Source organism: Flavobacterium sp. Arc3 (genome assembly GCF_041431375.1).
GTDB lineage: Bacteria > Bacteroidota > Bacteroidia > Flavobacteriales > Flavobacteriaceae > Flavobacterium.
This window is the reverse complement of record NZ_JASMRI010000004.1, coordinates 6915-24001: the sequence shown is the minus strand read 5'-3', so window position 1 is coordinate 24001 and position 17087 is coordinate 6915. Positions and strand designations below refer to the sequence as shown.

Below are 17087 nucleotides of genomic sequence, written 5' to 3'. Positions count from 1 at the left end.
TTTAATAGCCTGGGTTTTGTGGATTAAGATTGGGATTCAATGAAAGTTCCGATTCAGGTAGAGACAAGAGCCTGTCAGTAGTGTTCCAACCCGCTTTTATCGGTAATAACACTTCATCCAAGCGATTAGCCCTTTTTAAGTCAAAAAATCGGTGTCCCAGTTCTGTGAAAAATTCCACTTTTCTCTCCTGCAAGATGGCATTGAGTATGTCTTGCTGGCTAACGGCAGTAGTTCCCGCAAGTCCGGCGGTGTTTCTGATTTTATCTAAATCTTCTTTCGCTCCTATAAGATCACCTTGTTGAGCGCGAGCTTCAGAGCGAATCAGGTATTGCTCCGCTAGACGAAATAGTATCGAATACTCCAATGAACTCGAAGTATTTGATTTCTCTTTGTACTTATTGGCATGATACCAAGTATCTGTGCCGTTTGTTATCGCAGCTACCCAGTGATTCTTACGCTCATCTCCGGGTTCAAACCCATTGACCAATTGTTCACTTAAAGCCACGAGTGATGGCGGTCCTGCCGTGAATATGAATGTTTCTCCCTCTTGAGTGTTTTGACCATCGGTACGTGGTATCAATTGCAAAATTGTTGTGCTGCTTTCTTTCAGGAATATATTATCCAGATTCGTTTCCCAAGGATACATAACAGTATTGTTGATCAGATAAGACGCTGCATTGGCGGCTTCCGCCCACAGGCCATCGTAAAGGTATACCCGTGCCAATAATGCCATTGCTGCCGATTTATTGGGACGAACCCGGTCGCTGGAAATATACGCTTCAGGCAATAATGAAACTGCCAGTTCCAGATCATCTATAATACGAGGATAGAGCTCAGCCGATGGCATTCTATGTGCCACTTTATTCTGCTGATAATTTGTTGTGGTGATATAAGGCACAGCTCCATACAGATTGAGAAGATAAAAATGCAACAGCGACCGTACGAACAAGGCTTCCCCTGTGAATTGGTTTTTATCCGCAACAGTCAATGCTGTAGAAGCAGAAACGCCTTCGATAATGGCATTTGCCGCGTAAATCTGATTGTAGCTGCTGCTCCACCAATTAGAGATCTCCCCATTAGAAGGAAGAATTGTATTGTTGTAGAAATCTCGGGGCGTACCGGAAACATCACCGTAATACACTAATTCATCTGTATAATTTCCCATTTGATTGGACATACCTGATAGATTTCCGCTTAAAATCCCCGTGTCCCTCATTTTAGCATAAATACTTACCATAGCGGCATTTGCTGTAGCCTTGTCCTGAAAAACAGCATTTGCAGTAAGTTGAGAGGACGGGAGGTCAACCTCCACAAAATGATCACAGGCACTCAGAAAGAAAGTAGAGCAAAGCAATATTCTTATCAACAGTCTATTGTTGAGGGTTTCGATTTTATTTTTTTGGATCAATCGAAAAAATGATTTCTTTTCCATACTATTTGAATTAAGAGGTTAGAAAGTAAGTTGAAGCCCAGTTGTAAAGACTTTTAATGGAGGAAGACTTGTCCTAAATCTAGATTCGGGGTCAGCACCCTCGTAAGAAGTGATCGTAAAAAGATTTTGCCCCTGAAATACCAATCGGCATTTCATCCCTTTGAGCCATTGTTCCGGGATGGTATAGGATAAAGATAAATTCTTAAGCCGTACATAGGAGGCATCCGTTATCATAGCATCGCTCACATAATATTTGTAAAAAGCATCTACGGCTTCACTATTTACCCCTGTGGTATATTGTTGATGAAGTGCATTGTCTCCAGGGGTTTGCCAACGGTCGATGACCGTTTCGGGCTGATTGGTCATGGTGCCCGGTATCCCTGTACCATAGGATCCTATATAGTTCAGTTGATTGACGAACTGGAACAGAAAATCGAATTGCCAGTTTTGGTAAGTAAAGGTATTTTGAAATCCTCCAAAATATTTTGGATTCAGATCCCGTATAGATTGCTTGTCCTCAGCCGCCGTAATTAAACCATCTGAATTGAAATCCTCAAATTGGTAGATACCGGTTGTAGGATCTATTCCTGTGTAATGGTATACTTTTTTAATGTTTAAGGGTTGACCAATTACATACTGATTCTCATAGGTTGACCCTTCGAGATCAGGAAAAGACAACAGTTTATTGCGAGCGATTGTCAAATTAAAACTGCTTGTCCAATTAAAGGGCTGTCTTTGAAAGTTAACCGTTCGCAAGGTGAGTTCGACACCTCTATTTTGAACCGTGGCGTCTAAATTGGCTTGAATTGAATTAAACCCTGTAGTTGCGGGAAGAGGAATCCCGACCAATTGATTGGAAGAACGATTGCTGTACCAGCCTGCTGTTATAAAAATGCGGTCTTTATAGAAACCGGTTTCCAATGCCACTTCCAGTTTTTTATTGGTTTCCCAACCAAAATTGGGATTGAATAATCGTGTCGGTTCCATGCCATTCACACCGCCATAATTGTTTCCTGAAGAGCCATAAGTATCCAAAAACTGGTAATCACCAATCTGGTCATTTCCGCTTGTACCGTAACTGGCTCGAAGTTTTCCAAAACTTAGAAAACCCAGGTTCTCTTTTACGAATGTTTCGTTTGAAAAGAGCCATGCACTTCCGATGGCTCCAAAGGTGGCAAACTGTTTGTCGGGGCCAAATCTACTTGAACCGTCCCTGCGTCCGGTGGCGTTTAGGATGTAACGCTCATTCCATGATACATTAACTCTCCCGAAAAAGGCCTGATATTTATAGACCGATTCGCTGTGTAACAAGTCAAATACATGAAAGGCTGAGGAAAGATTATAGATCAGGCTATTACTGCTGAATCCGTCGGCTTCCTGCACCAGCTGGCTGGCTGTTTGCTGCTGAAAGGTACTGCCGATTAGGATTTCTGTTTTTCCTTTGCCCATTTTTTTCGACCATGATAGTTGGGGCTCAATGATCCAAGATTTTCTAGTAGTGTTATTGACATAGATGGATGAAAATTCGCTGCCGACTTCATAGGCTGGATCATAAATAGTGGATGGTTGTGTTCGACTATCATCAAAACGGGTATCAGTAAAACCAAAACTTGCTTTAGCAATTAAATTGGGTAGAATATTGTAAGATAGCAAGCTATTGGCAAAAAGGTCATTGGATCTCGAGGTATATTTTCCTGCCAGATTGCTCAGCGGGTTGTTCCAAGTGCTGTTTTCCCAGTTTAAATTTCCCTGCGTGTCGTATAATGCGGGGGCATTCGGTGCAAGAAGAATGGCTTGCTGTGTAATATCAATTCCTGGTTGGTTATTTTCCTGTGCCGTATATCCCATTGAAAAATTGATATGGAATTTTTTGTTCTCGGATTCATGGTTCAAATTTGCATGTAGATTCCCTTTCCTGTAATTATAGTCGCCGGGAAAAACAGTTGTTTCCTTATGATAATTGCCATTGATAAGGAATTGTGTTTGGGAGGAACCTCCCGATATTGACGTTTGTATATCGTTGATTTCTGAAGTTCCTCCAATGAGTGTTTTTTGCCAGTCGGTATATCGGTTTTGATCCCATGTTCCATTTACGTCATAATCAGTTGGGCCATACGGGATGCCATCATTGGCAAAAGCTTCTCTGCGCAGTTGCAGGTACTGCTCGGTATGCATCAAATCCATAAATCGGGTTACTTTGCCTAAACCACCCGACAGATTTGCAGTGAATTTTGTTTTGCCTTCTTTGCCTTTTTTTGTAGTAATCAAGATCACTGCGTTAGCACCTCTCGAACCATAAATAGCCGTTGCATCGGCATCTTTAAGTACCTCAATGCTCTCTATGTCACCGGGATTGATACTGTTTAAGGGACTCGTCGGGCCAGGAAGGACAATGCCTGTAAGATCGGATCCAACTGCCTCGGAGGAATAAGGCACCCCATCAATAATATACAGCGGTCTGTTGCCATCAGAGCGTAAACTGTTTTGCCCTCGTATCTGTATATCGAAACCGCCTCCCGCTACTCCCGTATTTTGGGTAATATTAACGCCAGCAATCCGTCCCTGCATGGCTGCCAATACATTGGTGACGGGCTGTTTTTCTATGTCTTTGGATGTTATTTTTGCGATGCTTCCTGTGCGTTCGCTTTCTTTTACGGAATAGTATCCTGCATTGATCTTGACCTCTTGTAGAGCAGTCGCGTCTTCTTGCATTTTGATATTAATTATAGAACGGCCAGCAACAGGAATTGTAAGGGTTTTAAAACCTATATATGTAAAAATGAGAATATCGTTGGGTAATGCCATTATAGCAAACTTCCCGTCGAAATCGGTGGCAATTGTTGTTTGCCGTCCCTTTATCGAAATACTTACCCCTGAAAGGGGAAGAGTACCATCGGTCACGATACCGCTGACCTGCGTTTGTTGTTGTGGATAAGAAAACCGCAAAGTGTTCCTTGCTAAGGCTGGCGTGCAAAAGAGGTAAAATCCGAAAATAAACGGATACCAAAGTGCCGCCAACCCTTTATTTAATGAAAAATTTTTCATAATATTGGGTTAGTTTAATGAAACGTTAGTTTTGTTGGCTTTGATCCTCTATACTAGTTTTGCCGGCCGGTTAGAGGATCTTTTTTTTAAAGTCTTAAAGTCAAAGGTCGAAGACTAAAGTTTTAATGTCTTGAAGTCGAAAGTTTAACGATGACTGAAAGAGTGGATGAGATTTTTTTTATTGCATAGGCTTTAGATTTAAAGTTTTTTTAAAAGGAAAGCCTACTGCCGTTGCCTGTTGCAGCCAGACGGTGGCAGTGCCTTTCCTAACTAATTCATTTAGTTAATGGTATTGCGAAACTTAAAATGGAAGCGGTGCTAAGAACATAAGCTATGAATTGTGCCAAGAGAATAAAAAAATGGCATGGAACTCAGCTTATATCGCTTTCAAGGTACTAGTATACCCACACACGAATAAGTGAGCCCACGCCATGGGACGTGAGCATCTTACTTATCATCTCGCGTGTTAAAAGTACTAGTTTTTGAAAACGAGATTCAAAGCGAATGCTTCAAATATTTTATATGAAGGATCGCAAAATTACATTTTTAGATGTAATTATTTTGACAAATATAGTGAATAATTTATTCGATACAAATTTGTATCGAATAAATTAAGCTTTTTTCTCAAATTTTACTTTATGGAAAAGGATAATGAATTAGAACTAGAATTATTAAACATTCAAATAGGATGTATGCTTAGATTAGCTAGATTGAAGAAGGGTCTATCTCAGAATGATCTTGCTGTGCTATTGGAATATAATCCAACTATGATAGGAAGAGTGGAACGATTTGAAAATATAAGTGCGTGGGATAAAGTATTTTCAATAAGTAAACAATTAAATATTGATTTTTGTAATCTATTTATTTTACGGAATAAAGATGAGTTGTTGTCAATTGTTGAAGAATCTTTTAAGTTTGAAGTCAAGCTGACTCAAGAAAAGAAGGACTATTACAGTTTTCTGAAGAAAACCATTTTAATAAAATATAGTTTATTAGCTAAATAATTAGAAGAAAAAAGATGCTTTAGGCATCTTTTTTTATTTTATAAATACTTGTAAATTCGGAATTTAAAGTTGTCAATAACGGAGTAACAAGCTTCATAATGAAAGAGTAACTTTCTAGACGTTCTATATTTGAGGTATGGAATGGTACAAAATAATTATAGTAGTTGTGTTGTGGTTTGTGAGGCTTTACCTGAGAGGGATGTTTTATGAACAATTGAGTAAAAGGAAATAGGAAAGATGCTGCGAAGTTTTTTTATATTTTTTTTAAAATGTAAGAAATGATACTAAATAATAAAAACTATTTTGTATGTTTGGCAATGTATAATAAAAACGAAACAAACTTTCGCCAATCTGCCCAAGTAGTAGGTATATACTCGAAGGTTTGTGTCTATAATACAAGTTGGACAAAAAAGCCGAAGCCACTTTGTCCAACTCGCTGTTAAGCACAATCGCAAATGCCTTCGCCTAGCGACCGTCTATTGGAAGTAATTGTTCGACCGACCATCAATAACATACACTTTTCCTATGGACAACATAATATTATTTTCAGAAAGACAACGCTTCAAAAAAATTTGGCTTTGGTTAATCTTGATTGGAATAAATGGGCTTTTCATTTTTAGTTTGACAAAGCAAGTGATTTTTAGACACCAATTTGGAGATAAACCAATTTCTAATATTGGACTTATTTTAGTAACAATATTGACGCTTTTATTTTCATTTTTATTCTTCAGTTTGCGACTTGAAACAAACATTAAAACAGACGGAATTTATGTACGATTTTTTCCGTTTCAATTGGGATTTAAATATTATCCATGGGACAAAATAAATCAATCATTTGTTAGGCAGTATAATCCAATTAGAGAGTTTGGTGGTTGGGGAATTCGTGGACTTGGAAAAAATAGAGCTTTAAATGTTTCAGGCGACATAGGGATTCAACTTGTAATGCAGGACGGAACTAGACTTCTTATTGGAACTAACAAAGTTGAGGAAGCAACCTTGACTTTAAAGCGACTTGGACATTTAACCGCAACTTAATGAGAGAATACAACTACTGCCAACAGCTAAGGTCGTTGCGTGCGCAGCACGAAAATGAAACCTGAGTTGAACGGAACCGGAATTAGTTTTAAAAAGAAAAATAATTGTAGTTCAAATCAAACATATTTACTTTCTAATTAATAAAATCAAAGATTGTTTGGAGGTTTTTAGACGAGCTGACAGTTATCAAATCTTGAAATAGATTTACTAAAATTAAACACTTTTTGTAAACTATGAAACTTATAGAAAAATAATTATTTAACATAAAAAACTAAAATGAAAAAGAAAACCCTATTATTCCTAATTTTATTTATAAATTTTATAAATGCACAAAGTTCAAAAGAAATAACTTTTGAAGAATCAAAAAAAATTCTAAACATAAATTCAGAAGAAATTTTCGGAACTTTAACAACTTTAAGTTTATCTAAGAAATATCCAGTAGTACTTATAATAGCTGGTTCAGGTCCAACCGACAGAGATGGAAATAATTCCATGATGAAAAATAATTCCTTAAAAATGTTATCAATAGAATTAGCTAAAAATGGCATTGCCTCATTAAGATATGATAAAAGAGGAGTTGGAGAAAGTAAAAATGCAACAAAATCAGAAGCAAATTTAAGATTCGAAGATTATATAACAGATGTGGAAAATTGGATAGATTTGTTAGAAAAAGACAAACGCTTTTCAAAAATTGTTGTTATTGGACATAGTGAAGGATCTTTAATCGGAATGATAGCAAGTGCAAAAGCTGATAAATTTATTTCAATCGCTGGTGCTGGAAATTCTGCAGACAAAATAATAAAAGAACAATTATCTAAACAACCTAAACAAGTTCAAGATTTAACTTTTCCTATTATTGACAGCTTAAAAAACGGAAAACTTGTAGAAAATGTTCCACCTATGCTTTCTTCTCTTTTTAGACCAAGTGTTCAACCTTATATGATTTCTTGGTTTAAATATAATCCACAAACAGAAATCAAAAAATTGAGTATACCAATACTTATAATACAAGGAAATAATGATATTCAAGTAACCGTAGCAGATGCAGAAAATTTATCACAAGCCAATAAAAAATCAGAATTATTAGTAATTAATAAAATGAATCACATTATGAAAATTATAGATGGGGATAACCAATCAAATTTAAAGAGTTACAATGATGAAACCTTACCTATTTCAGTAGAAATGATTAATAAAATAGGATCCTTTATTAAAAACTAAGCCACTCCTATGGACTGAAAATCCATAGGAGTGGCTAGCAGACTTAAAGACTGTATGGTTGACACTATCCCGCAAAGCGGTGTAAGCTGAAAAGTTAGGGCTTCGATTTTATAATCGGGGCCTTTTTTCAAATATAGGGGTTTAAAACAATTCCTAATTTCAATAGGCATTGACCATTTTTTTGTTGCTCTCTTAAAGCAAAATATACAGATTTCAAGACAGCGACATCAGTTGGGAATGACATTTTATACCAAAACCATTGCACTAAAATATAATGCGGAATGGCATTGTTTTTAGTGTGTCTTCGGATTTTACCATTAAGATTTTCAATTAAATTTGTAGTGTAAATACAATAAATTTATTAATTGCGTTGTAATTAAACCATGCTCTGTTTATTCCATAAATCGTAATATTTCCCATTTTTAGATAATAAATCATTATGAACACCTTCTTCTATTATTGTACCATTTTCCATTACGAGTATTGTGTCCGAATTTGCTATTGTACTTAATCGATGCGCTATAATAATAATTGTTTTCCCTTGCTTTTTGTAATTATCAATAACATCTTTTACTATTTTTTCAGAATTCGTATCTAATGATGATGTCGCTTCGTCCATTAATAATATTTTTGGATTTTTATATAAAGCTCTAGCAATAGCAATACGCTGTTTTTGCCCTCCTGATAGCATCGCTCCATTTTCTCCTATTTGAGTATCAAAACCGTTTGGCAGTTTTTCAACAAATTCAGTTATTCCTAATTGTTTTGATAAATCTAAAACACGATGCATATTTGGAACAGAATCTCCTAAAGCAATGTTTTCTATAATATTTCCTGAAAATAAATTGAGCTGTTGTGGAATGACACCAATGCAATTGCGTAAACTCTTGTAGTGAATAAATTGCGAGTCGTATTCCCCAAAGAAGATTTTACCTTCTGTTATTGGATACAAATTTTGCAACAATGAAATTAAAGTTGTCTTACCACTTCCACTTTCGCCCACAATCGCAGTTGTCTTGTTTTTTTTAAAAACGGCATTAAAGTTTTTAAAAACTTCCGTTCGAGATCCATACCGGAATGAAACATTTTCAAATTTTATATCATCAATATTTTCTTCTTGTAAATCAATTTTATTTTCAGTTTCCTCACGTTCTAAATCCATAATCTCAAAAAGTCTGTCTGCTGCTATTAGAGCATTTTGTGCAGTTTTATTCATTCCAATTAAGGAAGCTACAGGAGAAGTGAAATAACCAATCAAAGCATAAAATGAAAATAATTCCCCGGGGCTTATTGTTCTATCTATAACATATCCTGAGCCAATCCACATGAGAATAACCGTAAAAAACGAAGCTAAAAACTGAGTAGATGTTCCTGCGAAAATACCATTCAGTCCTGATTTATATGTTGTAAATAACAATTTTATAAATTTATTTTCTGTTTTTAAATTAGAAAAATCTTCTATTCCAAATTCTTTTACAGTTCGAATGTGAGTCACACTTTCTACCAATTGTGTTTGTAATTCCGCAGAGTTTTCCATTATATTTCGCTCCACTTTTTTGTTGAATTTATTTAGAATAAAATAAATAAATACATAAAAAGGGATAACAAGTAAAATTACTAAAGCAAGTTTCCAATAATACGTAAACATAAGTGTAAAGGAAAAAAAAACTATAAATATATTTACTATCATTTCTATAGCAACTTCATTTATAAATGATCTAATTTTTACTGCATCATTTATTCTTGAGACAATTTCTCCAATTTGCATAGTATCAAAAAACTGTTGCGGTAAATGAAGTAAATGTTTGTAATAACCCAGAATTAATTTTGCATCAATTAATTGTCCCGTTTTCATTACAAAAATACTTTTTTGAGAGCCTATATAAGCCTGAATTAAAATAATGACAAGCATAGAAATACTTAATAAATTTAATAGATTTCTATTACCTCCGACTAGGACATAATCTGTTATTTTTTGTATATATATAGACATCGCCAAACCTAAAACAGTAAAAACAATTGCTCCTACTAAAGCTTGAACTAAAATTATTTTATGTGGTTGTACTAAATGCCAAAATCTTTCTGTCGAGGATATTTTTTCGTTAAAAATTTTAAAGTCATCATTTTTAGCAAAAAGAACTAAAACCCCAGTCCATATTTTTTGAAAATCTTCATAGTGATATGTTACAATTTTCCCAATTGCAGGATCCATAGCTTCAATTTTATCTTTATTTACTGAATATATAACGATATAATGTGGCTGTTGTTCTTTGATAATCACGTGAGCTATAGCAGGCAGTGGAATTTTATCAACAGCATCTATACCTCCTTTTACTCCTTTTGCTATAAACCCCATTTTTTCAGCAGCTTCAATAATACCTAATACATTTGTACCTTGTTTGTCTGTATTAGCGTATTGACGAATACGAGCTATTGAAAGGTTAACCTTAAAATAATTCCCAATAGATGCCAAACATGCAGCACCACAATCTTTAATATCGTGTTGTTTTACTTTTATTGATGTCATTTATTTTGCAATTTGTTTAGGGTTCAACCAATCATCCACTTTATCAAACAATAAGTCAAATAAGCTTCTTTGAGTTATAGCATACCTACTTGTAAGTGTCATCCCTTTAGAAATCGAAGTTTTATAACCCGACTTTAATTCAAACGTAGTAGAATTCAATTTGCATCTTACTTTGAAAAAAGCTTGATTCTCATTAATTGTAATATTGTGATCTATATCTATAACTTTACCCTCTAGTAATCCCCATTGATTATAATTGAAAGCGTCTAATTGAAATTGTACCTTTTGATTTCTACGTATCAATCCAATATCATTAGGAGAAACGGTATTTTCTACAATCAGATGATCAATTGCCGAAATCGTGGCAATAGGTTGCGAAGCATTAATAAATGATCCCACTTGTAGTCCAGAAAAGTTTTCAATTGAGCCAGAAATTGGTGCTAAAACAACGTAATTGTTAGATTCTACATTTATCTTATTTACAGTTCCATTTAAATTTTTCATTTGTTCCTCCAAATCTCTTTTTTGATTTTCCCAAGTGGCTTTTTGTTGACTAACATAACTTTGCAACGCTTGATTGACAAAACGTAATTCGTACAAATATTTTTCAAATTCCGCTTTAGCAATAATGTCCTTATCATACAGTTCTTTATTGCGATTGAAGTTAAGCTGTGCTTGAGATATTTTACTCTGTAGTTCGTTTCTATGATCTTGGAATTTTGCAAAATCTTCTCGTGCTGACGCAGTTTTTAAACTATTCGTTTTGTCTTGTAAAACATTAGACACATCGTTAAGCAATGTAAAAACTGAACTTGACAGTTTACCTTGAGTATTTTTGTCGGTCTCTAGACTTTGTTTAGAAATCTTAATAAGAGTATCTCCTTTATTGACTGTAGCATTATTTTTTAATGCCAACCATGTTATCCTGCCACTTACTATGGTTGCAATTGGCACATTGTCTATTTTACTACGAACAATGCCTCTACTTTGGCTACTTATATCTACTTTAATAACTGGTAATAATGCAACCAAAATGATAATAACCAAAAGAATTACCAAGTAAATAGAAAAACTTTTAATTTTATTTTTGAAGACAAGATTTTCAAGAGTATTTATTGGGTCAGAACTGAAGTTCATAGAAAATATGTTAAACTAAAAATTAATTATAATTTCACGGGAAAAATATTATCGAAATATTTCACATAAGCTAATAACTTTTTTCTCATTCTTATGATTGAGTAAGTTTTGCTAATTTAGAGATTAAATTCTAATTTTGATGGGAAATCCTACCTACTGCTGATCTATAATATTTCCATAAAAAATGATATAAAACAAACTCATGTTTTCGAGGATTACTTCTAAATAATCTGTTGCATGACATATGAATATAACTGACCAGAATTTTAACTAATTCGTCATTATTTAATTTAGCTTTTATTTTTTTAATATCATCTGAAATATTTGATGATCGTAATCTTAAAAGAGACTCAAAATCTTTATTCCCATCATTTAATAATTGAGTGATTTTATCTTTTTCGAATCTAAATTTACTATCTAATTGTTTTGTCAAGCCTTTATTAATATTGAATTCTTTACTAAATGATTCATTTAATAATTCCATGATTTTAAAACGGTCATGTAACTCAAATCCGAAGTCTTTAATTAAAAAATCAATAGAATAAATACCAAATAACCATCTATAATTTTCATCAAGATTAAACTTATGTAATGCCGATAAAAATTCAAGCGTAACCAAACTATCATGATAAAATATATTTTCTGAATAAATTACACAATCACCATAGTATCTTTCAAGTTCCCGCTCATAAGTATCAACTTGTATCTTATAAATAATGTTTTTTTCAAAACTTTCTTTAATCATTTTATTAAAAGTGTCTATTACAGTACTGATTTTCGAGTTATTTACAAGATGAAACCTTACTCTTATGTGATAACCATTTTCATTATAACGAATAAAAAAAAATTTATCAATAATCTTATTTTCAATAAATTTTTTAGAAATATTACTAATCAAATCAACTAATACTAAATCTGAAGCATATTCTCCTAAATAGATTTTATAATAAATCCACTCATCTCCTAATATAAACTTTCTTTGTGTTTTCATATATTATTTTTATAAAATGAGAAAATAAACTCATTGGTATATAAATCCTTTTTACCATTATTTACTATTGAATCATATTCGTTGTATAGAAACTCTTCGATAATAAAATTATCTCTATTTTTTAAAGCATTCAAAAACAATTCTACAGACAGTATGTTATTAAAATTTATATATAATTTATTATCAAAATCCTTAATAATTACTTCGTCTTTTATAAAGTATTTATGTCTCCATTTTTTTATTTCTTGCAATAATTCTGCTGTTTGAAATGTGTATAAATATTCAATATGTTTTTTCTTCAAATTCCAATATGCTTTTGATATTATTATATTTTTGTACTGTAACCGTGGCAAATAAATGAAGTTTTCCGAAATTATTCCCCAACTAAAACCAATATTGGCTCTGCTGTTTTGATTTTGAATATCACATAAAAACCGATACACAGAAACTAAAAAAGGATTATTGAAATTATGAGCGGTAGTCAGTCTAGGCAAAATGAATTTGTTTAGTTTCTTTGATTTTAAAAGAATTTTATTATTTCTAAAGGACACGTAAATATCCTTAAGAAATATTTGACTTTCGACTGGTAAGTTAGACTTAGCTAAATAAGGTATTTCATATTCTCTTAATTGTGGCCGCAATAAAATGTTGCCAACTCTTGATTCTGGCAAATGGGTTATTTCAGCGAGAATATGACTATCCTCAATTAAATTATTTTCTGTTGCTATAATTTCATTTTCAACATATTTTGATATTTCAACATTTGAATTACAAAATCTCGCTAATATATTTGCTGCAGAACTACCACCACAATTACTAATCGAATATAAATTCTCAGAATCATTTTTTTTGTAAATCTCTACCATTGATGACATAGTAAGTGGTAAATCATCCCAATTAAGGTCAAATTTATCTAAATCCTCATCATTTAAGTTTATTGTTTTTTCATTCATTAAATATGCTTCGGATAATTTGTAGGTAAAAAATGATGTGATTTTATCGGATTGAATCAAACGATTATTTATTGAACCTGGGAAATTTAAGTCTTCTAATAAAGGAGAGGTCGTTTTACTAGACATACTTGTATATCCAATCCCATTGTCTATATCTAAAACTTCCAATAATGAAACTTCTTGATCTTGATACCTAATATAAAATTCTTTCTTAAAATTTTCTAAATTATTATTTGATTGTCTGGATGTTAGCCGATTAATTATCTCAATACCTTTAAGAATTTCTTTTTGAGTTCTATCTGACAGATTATTTTTTTCTAAAGATATATTCAGATTAGATTGAAATAAGTCTTTTGGATTGAATGTAATGTTTAATTCTTTTAAAATTTCATGAATTTTAGTATATGAATGTATATTATTAGTTTTTGAAAATGAAGTTCCAATTTCATTTAAAATTTCATTTATTTCAATTAGCTTAATATGCAATTCTGTTAACTCATTTATATTTTTAATTTTGTCAATAATAAAATTCAAAGGCTCATCCCCAGTGGTGTATGGTTCTAATTCATTAATTAATATCTGTGAATCTATGAGGTCATTAATGAATTCAAAAGCATCTTCTGATTCAATTTCTTCGCTAATTAATAAATCAACTAGATCGTTAAATTTCATCCCATTTACGGTTTTTTCTAAAATTAATTCTAGATATGAACTGTTTGAAACAGAAGTTAAAAGGTGATTTCTTTTGCCATTTTTATATACATATTCAATATAATTTAAAGAGCTTTGATAGAAATTATTGTTTATTGAAGTGTTTGGATAATAGTTAAAATATTTCCTGATATCCTTATTTTGATTTATTGTTTGAAATATTGAAAATAATACATTCATATCTAACTGAATGTGATTTTTATACTCCGAAGTTTTATTTAATTTAAATTCACTTTTATTGTTAGTAAATTCTCCTAATGATATTCCAGCAAATGTTCCGAAAGGAGTGCATCGAGTACTCATTCTAGAAACGTATTTTAAGATAGAATATAAACTTTCCTTACTGATTTTATTATCTGTTTCTAATTGCTTGTTTATAATTTCAAGAAGTTCTTTTGAAGCTAAAAATAGAGATTCCTGAATTTTATCTTCTTTTAGTAGATTTACAATATCATCTTGATTCAATTTTTCGAAGAAATTAGAATCAAAGTCAAGCAATGGAGTTCTTAAAATAAATTTATTAAATAATTTATAATTACTATTTTTCATAAATTCTTTTTTTGTCTATTATGTAAGAAATAGTAGAAATGGTTAAAACTGTGAGTATCATCAAAATTCCAATTGGTCCAAACAACTCATTGTTATGCAATAAAAAAGGGCTTGCAGCTAATAATGGTGTAAAAGCATTGAAGCTACCATGCAAAGCCCCCATTACAAATAGACTTTTCGTTTTTCTCAAAATAAATGAATAATAAAAAGAGAGGGTTATACATAAAAATACCATCATTAATATTCCCCAATATGGATAATTTGGAAAGTTATGTCCACATAATATGATTGGAGCATGCCATAATCCCCATATACTGCCTATTAAAATATTTTTAGTTATAAAATTTAATTTAATATTTTTCTCCAAAAAACCTCTCCAACCAATTTCTTCTCCTAAAGCAACTAAAGCATTAACAGAGCAACCCGCGATTAAACTAATCACAGATATGATTATCGAGACAACCACTAATGGATATTTAACATTAAAAATCATTGATGGCATTCTAAACAGCTTAGGATCAACTTGTTTAATAGAGGTAGCTAGTTCGCCAAACTGTTCGATTTTTAAAAAATTACCTAAGAAGTACCCATATCCCAATATAAGTATTGGGATAATAATATTTGTTATTAAAAGATATTTTATAGTTGATTTCCAATTAATGTTTTTAAAATTTAATTGATATTTATTTGTAAAATCTTTAAACTTTTTATTTTCAATCCAATAAGCTACAAGAGCAGGTGTAAACATCAACCCAACAGTGAGAACCAATTGGTAAGGAGATGGAGATATTGCATTTGAATTTCCTTTCAATTCCCAAATTATAATTCCAAACAATATTGAAATTGAATAGCATGATATTATAAATAAAATAATTTTTCTCATTTGATATTATTAAAATTTGATATTAATTTTCGATTAGTCATTATACAAATACACAACTTTGCCAAGTCGTTCTTTGAAACTATAAGTTAAATCAAAAAATTCTTTTTCTTGGCCTTCAGTAAACACTTTGTCAATTAAAATTGAAAATTTACCATCAATAAAGTGCTCTAATGCCAAGTCAAAATCTTCCTTTAAACCGATGCAGTTACCAATAATAGAAATGTTTTTTATCATTGCTAATTTAATTACATCCTCAAATGAATTCTTTTGATTAAACTTCGTATCTAAAAAAGTTGGGAATTGGTTATATAAACCACAGGTAACATATTTTGCATCATTATTCATTAATTTAATGACCTTTCCAAGATGTATATCGAAAAGAGGATCTATAACTGCATCAAAAAGACCCTTTTCTTTGACAAACTCAAAAATATCTTTATCATCCAAATAATTATCCAACTCATGATTTACTACGAATATTTTTTTCACACCATTTTCATATAATATATCACAATTATCAGAAGATGAAGTCATTGCGTAAACTTCGACAGGAAAATTCCTTAAAGCACTGATGACAGCTAAAGATGTATTGGACTTAGCAGCTGTAACCAGTATTTTTGCATTTGGTTTTACAACTTTACGTATCATTGAATATGCTGTAAATGCTCCTACTACAAAGGCAGATGCAATTTCATCAGATAAAACATCAGGAATTTTTATAAGTTTATTTTCTTTAAAATCATCAATTCTTCGTGAAGCATGATTTGAAGGCAAACCCCCAATATAATCATCGGAATAAGAAGGATAAGTTGCATTTGCAACAACTCTATCACCAATTTTTAAAGATTTAACATTCTTACCAATATCTATTACTTCTCCCACAAACTCAGAACCGATATAAGAAAAAGCGACCTCTCCCTTTTCTCCTAGAATATTCAGTTGCTTATCGTAATTTAATATTAAAGTCTTATCTCTATAATTACAGGAGATTCCTTTTTTCTTCACTAAAACCCTATTGTCTGGATCATTAGAATCAGATAATGAGAAGTCATCCTCTTCAACTAATCCAACATTTATTTTTTCATTTTCAAGTTTAAAATGTCCTGTATGCATAATGTTTTCAGACACATTTAAGTTATTACCAATAAGAGAGACACTCTTCATATTTTTTATTTTTAAAGATTAATTTTAAATTGTAACTCTATATAAATAAATTCATAAAAATATTTTAATTTGAATAATTTATATAGAGTTATATGACAGTTGTTATGTGCAATTTATTCACATAGCTCCTATCAAATAGTATAAGTCATTGTAGCTGGTTGTGGAATAGTGAACGTGAATGTTGCAGGAAATTGACCTGACATATTTCCGCCTTTAATAGTTTCCATTTCTATTTTATTTAAATTGGCAATCACTTTTTTATCAAATTTTAATTGATTCTTTTTTTTAGCAATTTGTTTCATAATAATTTTTTTTTTGTTAATAAATATTCCTATCCAATAGTGTAAGAAATTGTAAGTGTAAGTGATAGGGAATCTGTTACAGAAAATATACTTGACATATTTCCTCCTTTAATAGTTTCCATTTCTATTTTAT

At 31.9% G+C, this 17087-nt stretch carries 12 protein-coding genes and 1 pseudogene; 3 read left to right on the top strand and 10 right to left on the bottom strand.

Features of this window, described 5'->3' with window-relative positions; genetic code table 11:
* Position 1: 1 nt before the first annotated feature.
* Positions 2 to 1432 (bottom strand): RagB/SusD family nutrient uptake outer membrane protein, encoded by a 1431-nt coding sequence (locus tag QO200_RS03765; protein ID WP_371536557.1) that lies wholly within the window; start codon positions 1430 to 1432, stop codon positions 2 to 4.
* A gap of 18 nt (positions 1433 to 1450) precedes the next feature.
* Positions 1451 to 4477 (bottom strand): SusC/RagA family TonB-linked outer membrane protein, encoded by a 3027-nt coding sequence (locus QO200_RS03760; protein ID WP_371536554.1) that lies wholly within the window; start codon positions 4475 to 4477, stop codon positions 1451 to 1453.
* A gap of 638 nt (positions 4478 to 5115) precedes the next feature.
* Here QO200_RS03760 and QO200_RS03755 point away from each other — a divergent pair.
* From QO200_RS03755 to QO200_RS03745, 3 genes are all read left to right on the top strand, one after another.
* The gene (locus QO200_RS03755) at positions 5116 to 5481 is read left to right on the top strand and encodes a helix-turn-helix domain-containing protein (protein WP_371536551.1); all 366 of its coding nucleotides are present in this window, start codon (positions 5116 to 5118) and stop codon (positions 5479 to 5481) included.
* A 525-nt stretch (positions 5482 to 6006) separates the two neighbouring features.
* Entirely contained in the window at positions 6007 to 6516 is a 510-nt protein-coding gene (locus tag QO200_RS03750; RefSeq protein ID WP_371536547.1) for a DUF6141 family protein, read from the top strand.
* Between the two features lie 276 nt (positions 6517 to 6792).
* A complete protein-coding gene (locus tag QO200_RS03745) occupies positions 6793 to 7737 on the top strand; it encodes an alpha/beta hydrolase family protein (protein ID WP_371536544.1) in 945 nt (314 codons plus the stop codon).
* Positions 7738 to 7864: 127 nt separating this feature from the next.
* On the opposite strand, the pseudogene QO200_RS03740 reads toward QO200_RS03745, so the two are convergent.
* The 8 genes and pseudogenes from QO200_RS03740 to QO200_RS03705 form a co-directional block, all read right to left on the bottom strand.
* Positions 7865 to 8086: pseudogene (locus QO200_RS03740) on the bottom strand (hypothetical protein); the annotation flags it as partial.
* A gap of 27 nt (positions 8087 to 8113) precedes the next feature.
* Positions 8114 to 10264, bottom strand: coding sequence for a peptidase domain-containing ABC transporter (locus tag QO200_RS03735; protein WP_371536542.1), 2151 nt, complete (start codon positions 10262 to 10264; stop codon positions 8114 to 8116).
* The gene (locus QO200_RS03730) at positions 10265 to 11401 is read right to left on the bottom strand and encodes an HlyD family secretion protein (protein WP_371536539.1); all 1137 of its coding nucleotides are present in this window, start codon (positions 11399 to 11401) and stop codon (positions 10265 to 10267) included.
* 130 nt (positions 11402 to 11531) lie between these two features.
* Positions 11532 to 12392: a thiopeptide-type bacteriocin biosynthesis protein gene (locus tag QO200_RS03725; protein WP_371536536.1), complete on the bottom strand. Its 861-nt coding sequence runs from the start codon at positions 12390 to 12392 to the stop codon at positions 11532 to 11534.
* Positions 12389 to 14605 (bottom strand): lantibiotic dehydratase family protein, encoded by a 2217-nt coding sequence (locus QO200_RS03720; protein ID WP_371536533.1) that lies wholly within the window; start codon positions 14603 to 14605, stop codon positions 12389 to 12391. Before QO200_RS03720 ends, QO200_RS03725 begins: the two co-directional genes overlap by 4 nt.
* On the bottom strand, positions 14595 to 15488 hold the full coding sequence (locus QO200_RS03715) for a CPBP family intramembrane glutamic endopeptidase (protein WP_371536530.1): 894 nt from the start codon (positions 15486 to 15488) through the stop codon (positions 14595 to 14597). The genes QO200_RS03720 and QO200_RS03715 overlap by 11 nt, the downstream gene beginning before the upstream one ends.
* 33 nt (positions 15489 to 15521) lie before the next feature.
* A complete protein-coding gene (locus QO200_RS03710) occupies positions 15522 to 16652 on the bottom strand; it encodes an alcohol dehydrogenase catalytic domain-containing protein (protein ID WP_371536528.1) in 1131 nt (376 codons plus the stop codon).
* A 131-nt stretch (positions 16653 to 16783) separates the two neighbouring features.
* Entirely contained in the window at positions 16784 to 16954 is a 171-nt protein-coding gene (locus tag QO200_RS03705; protein WP_371536526.1) for a hypothetical protein, read from the bottom strand.
* Positions 16955 to 17087: the final 133 nt, after the last annotated feature.

What these genes read in the sequence shown, in the direction of transcription:
- QO200_RS03765 (WP_371536557.1), bottom strand. Translation starts at nt 1,432, where the DNA reads ATGGAAAAGAAATCATTTTTTCGATTGATCCAAAAAAATAAAATCGAA.
- QO200_RS03760 (WP_371536554.1), bottom strand. Translation starts at nt 4,477, where the DNA reads ATGAAAAATTTTTCATTAAATAAAGGGTTGGCGGCACTTTGGTATCCG.
- QO200_RS03755 (WP_371536551.1), top strand. Translation starts at nt 5,116, where the DNA reads ATGGAAAAGGATAATGAATTAGAACTAGAATTATTAAACATTCAAATA.
- QO200_RS03750 (WP_371536547.1), top strand. Translation starts at nt 6,007, where the DNA reads ATGGACAACATAATATTATTTTCAGAAAGACAACGCTTCAAAAAAATT.
- QO200_RS03745 (WP_371536544.1), top strand. Translation starts at nt 6,793, where the DNA reads ATGAAAAAGAAAACCCTATTATTCCTAATTTTATTTATAAATTTTATA.
- QO200_RS03735 (WP_371536542.1), bottom strand. Translation starts at nt 10,264, where the DNA reads ATGACATCAATAAAAGTAAAACAACACGATATTAAAGATTGTGGTGCT.
- QO200_RS03730 (WP_371536539.1), bottom strand. Translation starts at nt 11,401, where the DNA reads ATGAACTTCAGTTCTGACCCAATAAATACTCTTGAAAATCTTGTCTTC.
- QO200_RS03725 (WP_371536536.1), bottom strand. Translation starts at nt 12,392, where the DNA reads ATGAAAACACAAAGAAAGTTTATATTAGGAGATGAGTGGATTTATTAT.
- QO200_RS03720 (WP_371536533.1), bottom strand. Translation starts at nt 14,605, where the DNA reads ATGAAAAATAGTAATTATAAATTATTTAATAAATTTATTTTAAGAACT.
- QO200_RS03715 (WP_371536530.1), bottom strand. Translation starts at nt 15,488, where the DNA reads ATGAGAAAAATTATTTTATTTATAATATCATGCTATTCAATTTCAATA.
- QO200_RS03710 (WP_371536528.1), bottom strand. Translation starts at nt 16,652, where the DNA reads ATGAAGAGTGTCTCTCTTATTGGTAATAACTTAAATGTGTCTGAAAAC.
- QO200_RS03705 (WP_371536526.1), bottom strand. Translation starts at nt 16,954, where the DNA reads ATGAAACAAATTGCTAAAAAAAAGAATCAATTAAAATTTGATAAAAAA.